Origin of the sequence: Enterococcus sp. DIV2384 (assembly GCF_050534975.1) — a bacterium.
In the GTDB taxonomy this organism is placed as follows: Bacteria; Bacillota; Bacilli; order Lactobacillales; family Enterococcaceae; genus Enterococcus; species Enterococcus faecalis.
On record NZ_CP172905.1, the window covers coordinates 1,660,521 to 1,675,267 of the forward strand.

Annotated in this window: 14 protein-coding genes and 1 pseudogene; 5 read left to right on the forward strand and 10 right to left on the reverse strand. The window is 35.7% G+C overall.

The window, feature by feature from the left end; translation table 11 throughout:
- Nucleotides 1-3: 3 nt before the first annotated feature.
- Nucleotides 4-963 (reverse strand): aromatic acid exporter family protein, encoded by a 960-nt coding sequence (locus IGK54_RS08090; RefSeq protein ID WP_002360063.1) that lies wholly within the window; start codon nucleotides 961-963, stop codon nucleotides 4-6.
- A gap of 102 nt (nucleotides 964-1,065) precedes the next feature.
- Here IGK54_RS08090 and IGK54_RS08095 point away from each other — a divergent pair, with 102 nt between their 5' ends.
- Nucleotides 1,066-1,677 (forward strand): FUSC family protein, encoded by a 612-nt coding sequence (locus tag IGK54_RS08095; protein WP_002395185.1) that lies wholly within the window; start codon nucleotides 1,066-1,068, stop codon nucleotides 1,675-1,677.
- 40 nt (nucleotides 1,678-1,717) lie between these two features.
- Here IGK54_RS08095 and IGK54_RS08100 read toward each other — a convergent pair whose 3' ends face one another.
- Together IGK54_RS08100 and yidD are read right to left on the reverse strand one after the other, a co-directional pair.
- Nucleotides 1,718-2,599: an ROK family protein gene (locus IGK54_RS08100; RefSeq protein ID WP_142956965.1), complete on the reverse strand. Its 882-nt coding sequence runs from the start codon at nucleotides 2,597-2,599 to the stop codon at nucleotides 1,718-1,720.
- A gap of 2 nt (nucleotides 2,600-2,601) precedes the next feature.
- Nucleotides 2,602-2,904 (reverse strand): membrane protein insertion efficiency factor YidD, encoded by a 303-nt coding sequence (gene yidD / locus IGK54_RS08105; RefSeq protein WP_002357157.1) that lies wholly within the window; start codon nucleotides 2,902-2,904, stop codon nucleotides 2,602-2,604.
- Nucleotides 2,905-3,082: 178 nt separating this feature from the next.
- On the opposite strand from yidD, the gene IGK54_RS08110 reads away from it, so the two are divergent.
- The gene (locus IGK54_RS08110; RefSeq protein WP_002362024.1) at nucleotides 3,083-3,235 is read left to right on the forward strand and encodes an SPJ_0845 family protein; all 153 of its coding nucleotides are present in this window, start codon (nucleotides 3,083-3,085) and stop codon (nucleotides 3,233-3,235) included.
- Nucleotides 3,236-3,251: 16 nt separating this feature from the next.
- On the opposite strand, the gene yihA is transcribed toward IGK54_RS08110, so the two are convergent.
- A complete protein-coding gene (yihA, locus tag IGK54_RS08115) occupies nucleotides 3,252-3,833 on the reverse strand; it encodes a ribosome biogenesis GTP-binding protein YihA/YsxC (RefSeq protein WP_002357155.1) in 582 nt (193 codons plus the stop codon).
- A gap of 97 nt (nucleotides 3,834-3,930) precedes the next feature.
- Complete coding sequence (clpX, locus tag IGK54_RS08120) at nucleotides 3,931-5,184, reverse strand: ATP-dependent Clp protease ATP-binding subunit ClpX (protein WP_002357154.1); 1,254 nt, start codon at nucleotides 5,182-5,184, stop codon at nucleotides 3,931-3,933.
- A gap of 191 nt (nucleotides 5,185-5,375) precedes the next feature.
- Here clpX and IGK54_RS08125 point away from each other — a divergent pair, with 191 nt between their 5' ends.
- Entirely contained in the window at nucleotides 5,376-6,404 is a 1,029-nt protein-coding gene (locus IGK54_RS08125; RefSeq protein ID WP_142956966.1) for a lactonase family protein, read from the forward strand.
- Nucleotides 6,405-6,494: 90 nt separating this feature from the next.
- Here IGK54_RS08125 and IGK54_RS08130 read toward each other — a convergent pair whose 3' ends face one another.
- The 3 genes from IGK54_RS08130 to rihC are packed head-to-tail and all read right to left on the reverse strand — an operon-like array spanning nucleotide 6,495 to nucleotide 9,326.
- Entirely contained in the window at nucleotides 6,495-6,971 is a 477-nt protein-coding gene (locus tag IGK54_RS08130) for a GNAT family N-acetyltransferase (RefSeq protein ID WP_002370992.1), read from the reverse strand.
- Between the two features lie 11 nt (nucleotides 6,972-6,982).
- Nucleotides 6,983-8,356 carry a C4-dicarboxylate transporter DcuC gene (gene dcuC / locus IGK54_RS08135; RefSeq protein ID WP_002360057.1) on the reverse strand — a complete coding sequence of 458 codons (1,374 nt, stop codon included), beginning with the start codon at nucleotides 8,354-8,356 and terminating at the stop codon, nucleotides 6,983-6,985.
- Nucleotides 8,357-8,372: 16 nt separating this feature from the next.
- Entirely contained in the window at nucleotides 8,373-9,326 is a 954-nt protein-coding gene (gene rihC / locus IGK54_RS08140; RefSeq protein ID WP_002383111.1) for a ribonucleoside hydrolase RihC, read from the reverse strand.
- A gap of 146 nt (nucleotides 9,327-9,472) precedes the next feature.
- On the opposite strand from rihC, the gene IGK54_RS08145 reads away from it, so the two are divergent.
- The gene (locus IGK54_RS08145) at nucleotides 9,473-11,386 is read left to right on the forward strand and encodes a PfkB family carbohydrate kinase (protein WP_185938048.1); all 1,914 of its coding nucleotides are present in this window, start codon (nucleotides 9,473-9,475) and stop codon (nucleotides 11,384-11,386) included.
- A gap of 118 nt (nucleotides 11,387-11,504) precedes the next feature.
- Nucleotides 11,505-13,012, forward strand: a pseudogene (locus tag IGK54_RS08150) (helix-turn-helix domain-containing protein).
- Nucleotides 13,013-13,326: 314 nt separating this feature from the next.
- Here the strand turns inward: IGK54_RS08150 and IGK54_RS08155 are convergent.
- Together IGK54_RS08155 and IGK54_RS08160 are read right to left on the reverse strand one after the other, a co-directional pair.
- Complete coding sequence (locus IGK54_RS08155; protein ID WP_002369202.1) at nucleotides 13,327-14,172, reverse strand: hypothetical protein; 846 nt, start codon at nucleotides 14,170-14,172, stop codon at nucleotides 13,327-13,329.
- Complete coding sequence (locus IGK54_RS08160; protein WP_048737323.1) at nucleotides 14,165-14,692, reverse strand: 5-bromo-4-chloroindolyl phosphate hydrolysis family protein; 528 nt, start codon at nucleotides 14,690-14,692, stop codon at nucleotides 14,165-14,167. The genes IGK54_RS08155 and IGK54_RS08160 overlap by 8 nt, the downstream gene beginning before the upstream one ends.
- Nucleotides 14,693-14,747: the final 55 nt, after the last annotated feature.

The following is a 14,747-nucleotide window of genomic DNA, read 5'->3' on the forward strand; positions in this document are numbered from 1 at the left end:
TGTTTATTTATCTAGTTGTAATTTGGCAAAGTCCGCTTTGACTTGAATGAATGACTGAAACAATTGTAAAAACTGAAAGAGTCGCGCCCGATTTTCAAATTCACTCCTTGTTTGCGGCAATGGTTTTGTGCGATAAGTTTCATAAACGGTCTTAATTCGATTCATAATTTCTTGTCCATCATTATTCTCTGCAAATGTTTCTGCCGTATATTCCAATAATTGTTGAATATAGCGAACTTGTTGCGCATCAACAGTAATATCTTCTAATAATTCCAACATGTTTTTTAGAATATTACTTTGCATTTTTCTCATCGCAAAGTACTCTAAATAATACGTATTGGTAGACAGCAATTGATTCTCGGCATGATTTTTGGCCCACGTCTCGCCTGTGCGAATAAAGGTTTTTAAATCTGCACAATGCATGACCAAATTTCGCTCTCCTGCAGCGTTGTTTAAATGTAGCGCCATTTCCCTTAAAATTTTACGAAACATTGTCTCAATGACTTCTTGGTCTTCTCTTAAACGTTTTTCTGTATCAGGCATATAAGAATTAGCTAATAACGCTAGTCCCACACCAATACTCATTAATAAAAACTCATTTCCAATAATCGCCCAAGAAAGATTTTTTTCGACTAAATAATGAGTTACCAAAACGGAACTCACAACAATCCCATCAGATAATTGAAAATACACGGCTGCTGGAATAAATAATAACAAAAAAATACCAAAAGCAATCGCTGTAAAACCTAAAAAAGTAAAACAAATATACGCTAAAATAGTTGCTAAAGCTAAGGATAACAAACGATAAATTCCTGTCATGACAGATGTTTTTTTCGTGCTAGTAACACTTAAAACTGAAATAATCCCTGCCGAAGGGGCATAAAGTAATCCCAGTTTTTCCGCAATAATCATTGCTAATGCAGCGCTAATGGCTGTCTTGACTGTTCGTAAACCAATTTTCATGCATACTCCCCTTAAAAAATAATAATTCTTCACTTTTCTCTAGTAATTTTACCTCTATTTCGGTTATCATTAAAGAGAAAAGTTATTTAGGAGCGAATATTTATGATAGTGGGTCGATTTCGTTTAGGCATGCGAACGTTAAAAACAGCAATTGCTGTCATGCTGTGTATTCTTTTATTTCAATTTTTCCATCGTGGCTCACCTATGATTGCCTGTTTAGCAGCTGTTTTTTCATTAAGACAAGATTTAAATACCAGTTTGTCTTTTGGAAAATCGCGCATTATTGGAAACACATTGGGTGGCTTTTTAGCTTTGCTTTATGTATTAGCACAAGATTATTTTCCTAATCAAAACTTAGTAGAATTACTGCTACTACCACTTTTAGTCATTATCGTCATCGTTGTTTCTGATGGGATTAATAACAATGCTGGGATCATTTCTGCAACTGCGACACTTTTAATGATTTCTTTAAGTATTCCGCAAAGCGATTCCTTTCAATATGCAATGGAACGTGTGTTGGATACATTCATTGGGACCTTTATAGCGATTGGTTTAAACGTCTTTTTACAGCCTAAGCCAGCAGAAGAAGCCCATGAAATTTCTGAAGATTTAGCTGAATTAGAAAAGAAAGAAAAAGAACTAGAAGCTTTACGCCAACAAGTTCAAGCGCGGATTGCTGCAGAAGAAAACACTGACGACAAGGCAAATAAATAAAGAAACAGCCGATTGAAGAGAACAACAATCGGCTGTTTCTTTATAGTTCCCAATTCGTTTTTGCTTGAAAGTTGGCGGCTGCGCCAATCAAGTTGGCATCATTTTGATAATCGCAGGTCACGATTTCTGGAACAAAATCTTTTAATTCAAAGGTTTGTAAATGCGTTAGCATCCGGCGATTAATCTCTGCTAATAAGCCTTCTTTAGCAGAAACACCGCCTCCAAGTACAATCATTTCAGGATCATAAGAAAACTGTAAGCCGAATAATCCTTGTGTTAAATAATCATAAAAATTATTGACTTCTTCGCGAGCAACCTCATCCCCTCGTTGTGCCAGTTCAAAAACTTCTTCTCCTGTCACCGCCTGTTTTTCGACTCCAATTCGTTCACAATAGCGCTGAGCCATTTTGACAGCTGTGCCAATTTCACTGAATGTTTGGCCATTACTTAAAAAGTTCAGTCCAAACTCGCCTCCATATAAATGAGCGCCTTTGTACAATTCACCATTGCGAAAAATCGCTCCGCCAATTCCTGTCCCAATAACGACAAAAAGCACTTCTTTTTTCCCTTTCGCCGCGCCTTCATATATCTCAGCTAAACCAGCACAATTCGCATCATTTTCGATAGTCACTGGTAAGCCAAACAACGCTTCTAATTCTTCATAAATGTTAAAATGATGAATATATGGAATGGCGGAAATCCCTAAAATCTGTTGACTTTTTTCGTCAACTACTCCAGGTGAACTAAAAGCAACACCACTAATCGACTCATTTCTTTTATCTGCATAAACCGAATATAAATGCGCTTTCATTTCTTCCCAAGAGCCAGGTGTTGGAAAGCTCCCTTGATTTGTTAATTCTTTGCCTGTCCAAACGCCGTATTTCACGGAAGAACCGCCAAGATCAAATGCTAAAATTGCCATATTTATCCATCCTTTTCTACTTCTGTTTTCTTATTTCTTCGATACGTATACGGTCCATGATAGGTCTCATCAGGATTTTTCGTCAAGCGAAATTTCAACGGAACATAGTCAATGCCGCCTTTAACAAAAGGATGACATCGTAAAATCCGTGCTACTCCCATCGTTGTTCCTTTGACACTTCCATGTGTATGAATTGCATCAATCATATATTGTGAACACGTTGGGTAATAGCGACAACGTGCAGGCAATCCTGGAGAAATAAATCGTTGATAAAAACGAACACCGCCGATTAACGGATTTTTCATAAAGTGCCTTCTTTCTAACTAATTCTTACTAAAGAATAGCTTGTTTTTTCATGTTTGGCAAGTCTTAGTTACGAGAAATCACACCAGGTGCACCTATTACGAATTCTTACATTTCTGTTGCTATCCAAATGAAAAAAAACGTGCTACACTATAAAAAAAAGGAATGGAGGCTTAGTAAATGGGATTAAAATTTGAACGTTCCAATGACTTAGATAAACTCTTCGATTCTTTCGCCGTTGATCCATTAAAGAAAGAAGTACCTCTTGAAGAACTGGCAAAACAACGACAAGAAGCAAAAAAAGAAGAAGCAAAAAAACAAGCAAAAGAGTAATTTTGCTTGTTTTTTTCTATAGAAATTTTTCAATTGCTGTCCAAGCTGCTTCTTTTCCTTCTTTTGTTTCAGAAGAGAAAATAATAAAGTCATCTTGTTTATCAAAATTCAAGGCTTTTTTGATGACACTCTCGTGTTTGTTCCATTTGCCCCGCGGAATTTTGTCTGCCTTAGTTGCCACAATAATAACTGGCAAATCATAGTATTTCAAAAATTCATACATTTGGATATCATCTTGGGTCGGCGGATGACGTAAATCAATTAAAGAAACGACTGCACGTAATTGCTCACGTTGCGTGATATACGTTTCAATCATTTTTCCCCACTTCGCACGTTCTGTTTTAGAAACTTTGGCATAACCATAGCCAGGAACATCCACAAAGTGTAAGGCATCCTCAATTAAATAAAAGTTTAGCGTTTGCGTTTTACCAGGTTTGCCTGAAGTTCTTGCTAAATTTTTACGATTAATCAAGGTATTAATAAAAGATGATTTCCCAACGTTCGAACGTCCAGCTAAAGCAATCTCCGGTAATTGTGATTCAGGATATTGTTTAGGGGATACCGCACTAATCACGATTTCTGCATTATGTACGTTCATTGTTTTCCTCCGTTCTTCTATTCAGTCTTTCATTCAAAAGCTTAACAAAAACAGCTCTTTCGGAGATCCGCCGAAAGAGCTGTTTTCAGCTTCAATCTTATACAGCTTCTTTATCTTTTTTGTTATAAATAATTGTTGGTTTACCGGTACCTTCAGCGGCCATTTTAGTAATGATAACTTTTTCAATGCTTTCATCTGAAGGAACATCAAACATTACGTCCATCATAATTTCTTCAATGATTGAACGAAGTCCGCGTGCGCCAGTATTACGTTCAATGGCTTTGGCTGCGATCGCTTTTAATGCTTCTGGTTCAAATTCTAATTTAGTGTCATCAAGAGACAATAATTTTTGATATTGTTTCACCAAGGCATTCTTCGGTTCTGTTAAAATTCGAACTAAATCATCATTCGTTAATTTATCAAGCGCAGCCATTACAGGTAAGCGTCCAATAAATTCTGGAATTAAACCAAATTTCAATAAATCTTCTGGAATAATATGTTGCATGATGCTTTCTTCTTCATTTAAAGCAGAATTAGTTTTACCAAAACCAATAGTTTTTTCGCCTAAGCGGTTTTTAACAATGGTTTCAATTCCATCAAATGCTCCACCAACGATGAAGAGAACATTCGTTGTGTCAATTTGGATAAATTCTTGATGTGGATGTTTGCGGCCCCCTTGTGGTGGTACACTTGCAACTGTTCCTTCAAGAATTTTTAGTAAGGCTTGTTGAACACCCTCACCTGAAACATCTCGAGTAATCGAAACATTTTCACTCTTACGGGCAATTTTATCAATCTCATCAATATAGATAATGCCCTTTTCCGCACGTTCAACATTATAGTCAGCAGATTGTAGTAATTTTAAAAGGATGTTTTCAACATCTTCCCCTACATAACCTGCTTCTGTTAAACTGGTCGCATCAGCGATTGCAAAAGGTACATTTAATGTTTTTGCTAACGTTTGAGCCAAGAAAGTTTTACCTGAACCTGTTGGTCCAATTAAACAAATGTTACTTTTTTGCAATTCAACGTCATCTTGAGTTGCAGCTGTTTCTGATTGATTCACACGTTTATAGTGATTGTAAACAGCAACAGAAAGTGTGCGTTTTGCACGTTCTTGTCCAATAACATATTCATTTAAAACATTTAAAATTTCTTGGGGTTTTGGCACATCCGTTAATTCTCGGACTGCTTCATCATAAAATTCTTCATCAATAATCTCTTTACATAGATCAATACATTCATTACAAATATAGACACCCGGACCAGCAACAATTTTTTTTACTTCTTCTTGTGTTTTCCCACAAAATGAACAACGAACGGTCCCGTTATTATCCGTATTGTCGTACATGTTCGTCACCCCTCTAAAAATCAAAAAATGACTGTCATCACAGTCTCTCATCATAATAGCACAAACCACTTTAAAATGCGAACATCTCAGATAGAAAGTTTTATTGTTCTTAGACTTCTTATGGTATACTACATTATATAAAAGCACTTTCATAAAAAGTGATTGTGTTGAAACAAATTGGAGGAATTGTGATGTTAGAACAAATTTTACTAGGTACCTATACTCGAAGAGCCAGCCAAGGCATTTATAAAATTGCATTAGATACGACACAAGGTCGTTTAACAGAAGCGACACTTTTGTTAGAAGAAACGAGTCCTACCTATCTTGCTCTGAGTCAAAAGGGCGAACTTTTTAGCGTCACTAGTGTTGACGGTGAAGGTGGCACTGCCGCTTATCAACCAGAAATGGACCATTTTAACTTATTGAATAAAGTAACTGAGGAAGGTGCGCCGCCATGTTATGTAGCTGTTGACGAAAACCGACAACTTGTCTATGCAGCAAATTATCACCAAGGTATCGTTCACGTGTATCGTATCTTAGAAGATGGTTCTTTGGAAGATGCTGACAAAGTGATTCATACAGAGCCAACTGGTCCTCATGAAAACCAAAACAATGCCCATGTTCATTACACAGATTTAACGCCTGATCAACGCTTAGTCGTCTGTGATCTAGGAACCGATCGTGTGTATACGTATAATGTTAGCTTAGATGGAAAGCTTTCTGAAATCGCTCAATTCGTGACTGAGCCAGGGACTGGTCCACGTCATTTAGTGTTCCACCCAACAAAATCATTGGCTTATTTATTTGGTGAATTAGATAGCACTGTTTCAGTTCTTTCATATAATGAAACAGATGGTTCTTTCACTGAATTACAAAAAGTTTCTACTTTACCTGCTGATTATGATGCGTTTAATGGTGGTGCTGCGATTCGTATTTCTTCTGATGGCCGTTTCCTTTATGCTTCAAACCGTGGCCATAACTCGATTGCTGTCTATGCTGTTTCAGAAAACGGCGAAGCGATTGAACGAATTCAATTAATTTCAACAGAAGGCGATATTCCAAGAGATTTCGATTTAGATCCTTCTGAAGATTTCGTTGTTGTCGCTAATCAAGACTCTGATAACTTAACACTTTATCGTCGGAACCAAGAAACTGGCTTATTAGAAATGATTCAAAAAGATGTTGCTGTTCCCGAATGTGTTTGTGTTTTATTTGTATAATTAAGTTGACTATTTCCTTGGAAAATAACAGGAGTCAGATGCTAATTAATGTTTGCATCTGACTCCTGTTTTCTTATTTTAAACGATGGATTAGTTCTCCAATTCTTTAACGTATAAATAAAAAGAGCCAAAGTCTAAGCGATTCATTTGTAAAGATTCATGAATTTTTGTGAACCCTTTACTTTCGAAAAATCGAATCATTCTATGGTTTGTATGATTAGTCTGAGCATACATTTTACGTCTTCCTTCCCAGACTGCTCGTTTCTCCAATTCATGGAACAACAAACTGCCATAACCCTTGGCAATATAATTAGGCGAAGTTGCAAAGCGCTTTAACCAAACAAAGTCTTGTTCCTGCTCCATACAGAACGTTGCCATTGAAAAAATCATTTCTTCGTGCACTAGCAAATACAACCGTTTTTTTGTAATGTCTTCTTGGATATCTTCTTGAGAAGGGTAGTCCTTTGTCCACTGTGTAATGCCCACAACATCCATGTATGCCTTTACTTCTGTTAAAAATTGAAGAATAATCGGTAACTCTTTCTCATCAGCCACTCTAATTTTCATTGTTTATTCTCTTAATAAGGTAACAATAGAATCGACAAGACAATCACACTAATAATGCCAATGATGGTCGGTACACTCGTCCGTTTTAAAATTCTGATGGGACTAACTCCTACTGTTGATGCGACAATCATGACAACTGCTGCTACAGGAGAAATCGTTCTAGTTAAATTCGCGATCATCTGCATTGGCAAGGAAATTAAAATACCATCAATCCCTGCTTTTTCGGCAATCCCAGGGATTAGTTCGATAACCGCATAAAACATTGCCAGACCACCACCGCTTAAAATTCCAAAAAGGGTCGTTGCACCGCTGAAAATTAAGGTCGTAACGATTCCTGCTGAACTTGATGCTTCGACAGATGCCATAATACTATCAATAATTCCTAACGTTTGAATCGCAGACGTGAACAATGAACCGCCTACGACAAGCATCACAACTTGACTAAACCCTTGCCCCATTCCTTTAAACATCTCGACAGCCGTATCTTGAACCTTTTTAAAAGATTTCAAGCGAAGCGTCTCAACCAATACTGCAATGAAGAAAGAAATAAATGTAAGAACAAAAATATCCATCGTTATTCCTTTAATAAACATTCCTGCGATTCCCACTCCAACAATTAATAATAGCGGTAATATTGGCAATATTGCATAAAATTTAGGAACATCAAATTCTTTTTGTTTGCTTAAGCCCTCTTCATTTAATGAAACATAGGCAGCCTCACCTTCTTTTTTATCGCAGTATTTTTGCCAGAAGTACTGTGCAACCGCAATGATTAATAACGATGGCAGCGAAATTTTGGCATTCCATACAACATAATTTAACACATCATAACCAAGGGTATTTGCGGCGATTACGTTATCCGCGCCTAAAGGTGTTGGCATGATAGTTGCCGTCATTGCAATCACACCTGCAGCAGTTAATGATGAAATCCCCATGCTGGCTAGCATCGGATATAATATAGACATTAAAATAATCGCTAAGCTTGATGCACTAGGAACTACCAGTGACATTAAATTTCCAATTAAAAAGACCACAGGGACAAATAACGATTTACGTTTAATCTTCATTAATGGTTTCACCAAAAAGTTGACAGCCATTTGATTGGCCCCGATTGCATTCATATAGCCTGAATAACCAAAAAGAATCATAATTACAATTCCTGCTGAACTCACTTGTGCAATAATTGTATCTTTAAACTTCAAGAAAATATCAAATAATCCAAAACCGGTTCCTTCTCCTGCAGGATAAATAGGATGTCCTAACATCCATGCACAGGCAAGTAGAACAAGCGCACCAATAATTAAACTGAGTGCGGGATGATAATTTTTTACAATCAAATAGGCTACAACAACTAAAACGACCAACACCAATAAACTTTCAATCATACTTATCCTCCTTCAGTTAATTAACCGCTTTCATTTTTTCGACAACCCATTTTTGAAAAGCCTCAACATTTACATCTATACAGGCAACGGCATTCGTGTTTTTATGATACTTCATTTTTAAATCCGCAACAGTAGCTCCCGCAGCTGGACCTTCCAAAGCAACTTCAATGAACGTTTCAGTTGTCTCAAATAATTCTGGTGAAGTTAAATAGGCAATCGCACAGACATCATGCATTTTCAAACCTGTAGTTAAACTGCCGCCTCTATAATGACGGAAAAGACCATAAAACATTTCCCCAACTCTACCAAGCGCTCTGATGGCTGTTACTTCATGATTCGTTAACACAGCTTGACTTGTAACATCTAATCCTACCATTGTTAGCGGGACACCTGATTGGAAAACAATTTGTGCAGCGTGTGGATCGACATACGTATTAAATTCAGCACTTGTATTTGTATTTCCCCTTGCTAATGAGCCACCCATCATGACGATTTCTGCAATATTTTCTTTGACTTCTGGATAGAGGGTCAGTAACAAAGCAATATTCGTTAATGCAGCAATTGGAACAATGGTCAAAGGAACATCACTAGACAGAATTTCTTTTCGCATAGCTTCCACTGCATGAATATCTAAACACGTAGAGATAGGTTGCGGAAACTCAAAGCCATCCATGCCAGTCTCCCCATGAATCTCAGCAGAATCTTCCAATTGAATAAGTAACGGACAATTACACCCCTTGGCTACAGGAACCTTTTTCCCAAAAAAATCGACAAGTTTCAAGGCATTATTTGTTGTTTTTTCTACATCTACATTCCCTGCAACCGTCGTTATTAAGCGAACTTCTAGGTTAGGATGATTCAGTGCAATCGCTAAAGCTACAGCATCATCAATTCCTGGGTCCGTATCAATAATGATTGGTCTTTTCTTTGTATCCATTTTTCTTCCTCCATTCACATTTAGGAAAAACATTTCCGGAAACGTTTTCTTAATTTGAGATTAACAGCGCTTTCATTAAAAGTCAAGCAGAATTTCTAAATAATAAATAATTAGGCTTTTTCTTGACTTTCTGCTTTTAGAATGCTTACTATAAAAAAGAGTTCAGTGAAAGGACGAAAATGATGAATATTAAAGATATTGCAAAATTAGCTGGCGTTTCCGCTTCAACTGTATCCAAAATTATAAATAATAAAGATCAAACTATTAGTAAAGAAACCCGTGAGCGTGTCTTAAAAATCGTTCGAGATTACAACTACACACCTTACTCAGCAAATCTCGTCACAAATAGTACTACAAAAACCTTCGTGTTATTATTAAATAGCCATGAAACTTTTGAGGCTTGGGTTACGAGCTTTATTGATAAAGCTCAAGAAAATGGCTATAGCTGCTTAATTTTAAATAGTCACGGTAGTTTAGAACAAGAACTGAAAAATATTACCTCGCCAGCGTTAAAACAAGCCAGTGGCATTATTTGGGACCCAATCAATGAAAACAGTAAACAATACGCGAAATTTATAGAAGAATTAACGATTCCTTACTATTTCGTCAATCACTCAACTAACGAATTACCTTCTCTAGCGGGGCTTTATGAAGAAGCTAGTTATGTTTTAACCCAAGAATTATTACAGAATAACCATAAAAAAATTAGTTATTTCGTCACTAACCCAAAATATAAAGAAGCAATTATTGCAGGCTATAAAAAAGCCTTGTTTGATGTCAATTTACCCTTTAGTAAAGAAAATATTTTAACTACTATCCCTGCTGATTTCAGTAATCAGCTTATCACAGATGGGATTACGGGTATCCTTACTGATGACTATACCCAGGCTGTTTTTTTGGAACAGCTTTTAAAGCAGAGCGGTTTGCGAACCCCCGATAATTACTCTTTACTCGCAATTAAGCGAAAAATTGATCGTTCATTTTTACCTGATCATATTTCTTCCGTCTTATTAGATACAGAGACGTTTGGCAGCCAGTTAGCCTTATTATTGCTTAACAAACGCAAAGAAAAAACAGCCTTGATTAATGAGGCTGAAAAATTGGTGCTAGATCACAAAAATACATTAGGCATGTCTAGTGTTAATCCACATAGCAAAATGATTGTAGTGGGTAGTTTAAACGTTGATAATTATCTGTATTCAACAAATTTACCACATAATGGTAAAACAAATTTTTTGTCTAGCTATGCTAAATTTCCCGGCGGAAAAGGATTAAATCAAGCTGTTGGCTTAACCAAACTGGGCCATCAGGCCACCTTAATTGGTTGTTTAGGCTCAGACACAGATGCGAATTACTTATATAAAGAATTAGAAAAATACCACGTTACGACAGATGGTATCACACGTATTCAAGATACTGAGACTGGTCAAGCTTATATTTATGTTGAGACAAGCGGCGACTCCATGATTTCAATCTTACCTGGTGCAAACACAGCGCTTACGCCTAAAAAAATCGCACAGCAAAAACACCTATTTATGGATGCCAGTTTTTGTCTCATTCAAACAGAAATTCCTTTGTCTGCTGTAGAGAAAGCTTGTGAAATCGCCCAACATTCAGGCGTACCGATTATTTTAAAACCAGCTGCTATTCATCATATTCCAGTGAATATACTAGAAAAGGTTGATTTTTTCATTCCCAATGAAGATGAATTATTGGAACTTCAACCAGATACTGGTACATTAGAAGAGAAAGCGGCGTACTTCTTAGAAATGGGCGTAAAAAATGTCATTGTTACTTTAGGAAAAAAAGGCGTGTTATTAAAAACACCCCAAGTGTGCCACTATTTCCCTGCAACAGAAAATATAGCTGTGGATAGTACTGGTGCCAGTGACAGCTTTATCAGCGCGCTCGCCTCCTATCTTTCGAAAGGTTATCCGACTGAAGCAGCCATTCAAATAGCAATTCAGGCTGCAGGATTTTCAGTTTCTAAAGAAGGGGTGATTGATTCTTTAGTTGATCACGTCACTTTGGAAAATTATTTGATAAAAAAAGAACCCGCTCTTTTTGCTCATCGTAACACCTGTGTCGACTGACACAGGTGTTTTCCTGCTGAATATTTTGTTATTTTCTCATAAACCAATGAGAATTGTTCTTTTTTATTACAATTTATTAGGCGAACTATTATAATAAAAGAGAAGTTATTACTAAGGAGTGAGTCTCATCAAAACACAAGATGCCATAAAAACATTTTTACTTTCAAAGAAAACACAAAAAAAATTGGCTGTCTTTTTATACTTAGCAAAACAAACAAACCTTGATTTATCTAGTGTTGCCCGAAAATTCGATCTTTCTACTAAAAATTTATCAATTTATCTTCGTGAAATTCAAGAAGACTTAGCAACCCTTCCTGAAAATACCTTAGAGATTCAGATCCATCACGGAAAAATTTCATTACATACGACTTCCAATGATTTTCTTTCCCACTATTTTTTATTATTTAATTATTACTGTGTCCATTCTACTGACTTCATTCTTTTTCAAGCAATTATCAAAAAAGAAAACAATTCTGTCTGGAAAGTGAGTCAAGAAACTAATTTTAGCTCATCTTACATTTACAAACGGTTAAATAACATTAATAAACTATTTGGTTTGTATGGAATTTCCGTCCATTTTTCCCCCTCCGCGAGTAAAGTGATTACAGGTTCTGAATTTCAAGTCCTATATGCTTTTCTTGATGTCTACTGGACCATCTTTTTAAATACCTTAGCCTTACCACGTTATACCTCTACTTATTTTGAAGATATACTGACGCAACATATTAAACCAGAAATTCTTGAACGCTTGGAACACGCTTCTCTACTAAAATTAAATTTACTTTTACACATCGCAAAATATCGCTTTCCATATACTTGTGAAGATGATCTCCAAAAAGAATTTGAAGAACATCCTTATTTAAGGCTTTTCTCAGACTCAAAACAAACTATTTTTGTTCCCAATCAAATTTTTCAGAAGATCAACAGCGGGTTGTAGATATCATTGCACCCATTGCCATTGATAATTTTGATTCAGCAAAACGAGCCAAAGATTTACTGGCTGCTCTAAATGAAATTTCTTGCCCAGAATATTTCTACGTTGATTCTTTATTAACCAATTTTTGCGAAGTTTTTCAAATTCCAAAAATGCGTGAATTTGATCGTCATTACTTCTTACTTATTTTATTTAAAAATATTATCTATAACCAATTATTTATTTCACAGCAACCAAATACCGCGATTCTAGATTTTTTAGTCAATAAAAATAGTACTTATCAAAAAGATTTACAGAAAAAAATTTATGCTTTTTATCAAAACTTTTCAGCGCATTCCCCTTATCAGTTAAGATTTAAGGATCAGGAGAACCCAATTTGGACATGTGAATTGTTGTTACGAATTTATAAGCACTATAGTCCCCGCAAAAAAATTAAAATTGGTGTTGCATATTCTCGCGATTTTTACATTGCTAGCTTTATTATGATGAAAATCAAGCAAGCATTTAGTGAGGATATTATTTTTGAACGAACCGATTTTTCTAGTTGTGATATTGTGATTACTGACTATCCCTTATTTGATTTACCAAAAGAAATAGACCGAATTTACATTTTAGAAGAAGAATTAACCCGAGAAGATTGGGAACTAATTTTCAGTAAAATAAGTATCGCCATTTTTGATTTGCAATATTAAAACAAACATCAAGCGCTAACTTGTCTCACCAACCATAATGAAAACAAGCGACCTACAAACCACTTCTGCCAGTTTTAGTCTGACAGAAAATAGTTTGTAGGTTGCTTGTATATTGCTGTTCTTTTCTACGTTACCTTCAAAGACAATCTAGTAAGTGGGTACACGTCGTACTTCAGTCCTTAAAGTGCTACGCTTCCACCGCTGATCAGTTTTTAAGCCTGAGACGAAGATCCAAAGTGTTTTTTGTCTCAGGCTCTTACATTTTTTCAACAAAGGTATTGCTAGGCGCTACTTGAAGCTGAAAACTATTTTCTCTATCGAGATTCCTCATCAGTAGACTCAAATTTAAAACTTTTTTCTATAAAAGCGACTTCTTTTGCGTATGTTTTTACAAAAGAAGAATAGTCTTTGGGATCTTTGACCTTTTCCAATTGGTCAACAGAGACTTCTAATTCAAATCCTGTTCCATCTTTAAAGAGATAATATTTTGAGATGTCTGTATATCCTTGATTCCGTTTTAAAATATAGCCGGTTTGTACATCAGCAATTTTATCAATTGGGTATGCTTTGATAAACTCTTTACTTGTATCCAAATAATCAGAAAGACTGTTGACAAGATTGCCAGAAAGGTACATACCTGCCGATGTATAATAGTCTCTTTTTTCATAAAAACTGATATTGCCTAGATATTTTGTATCTGGATACTCCTCTGTAGAAGGTAAAATTAAAAAGTTCTTTCCGCCACTGGTTTCAATATCGGCATCGCCGATAATTTCTATTTGATAGCCTTGATTAAATAAAAGTTTATTTTCTTCTATTGTGACTTTTAGTGGTTTTTCTAAATCAACAGGTCCAGTTGTGGTAAGTCCAGCTTCTTTTAAAGGATAAACATCTTCTGATGAAGCGGAGTAATCCCAATAATCATCTTTCTCCGCAAGATCAATATATACTATAAAGCCAATTGCTACAGCAATGCCTATCCAAATAATTTTTTTGTTCTTTTTTTGTTTTTTCTTTTTTTTCGTCTGTGGTTTTACCACTTTTTTATTTGGGTTAGGAAGTTGCTTTACTGTGTCTGTTCTTGTGACAGGAAAAAACGACCATTTTGGCTTTTGAAAAAGCGCATCATATGTATCATAAAAATTCTTTTGTTTAGCCATTTTTTCTCTCCACTAATTTTTTTGATAAGGCAATTTCCTCAGATGCTTCGGAGACTAATCTTTCATAATCATCTGTGATACTTTCCGACAACACTCGTATGGTACTTAAGATACCATTGGTTGCAAGTGTTATTTCTTCTGTTGACAATTTATCTTCTTTAATGCTTAAAAACCGTTCTGATGCTCGTAAAATCTCTGGTACCTTATGATATAAAAAATCACTAAAATGAGTAATTGCTTCAGGATACTTCACTAAGTGTTTAAAGATGCCCTTAGCGGAAGCAACACCCAGTTCTACTTGTTCAATTTTTTTTAAATTTCGTGACTTATTCGTTAGTTCGTTTAAATAAATAATTTGTTTTTTTAATTCGTCCATAATTCTTTGGTACATCTCTAGGTCACTGTCCGTTAGATGGTGCGTCGTTTGATATTTTTTTAGATTTTTTTTATAACGGAAATACGTACGACCATTTCTATAAATAACCCAACCAATGTACCCAGCGCCCACTAACAAAACCATTATCCCATTCAAATCATGTACTCCTTTTTAAATTAGTATATATTACTGAACACAT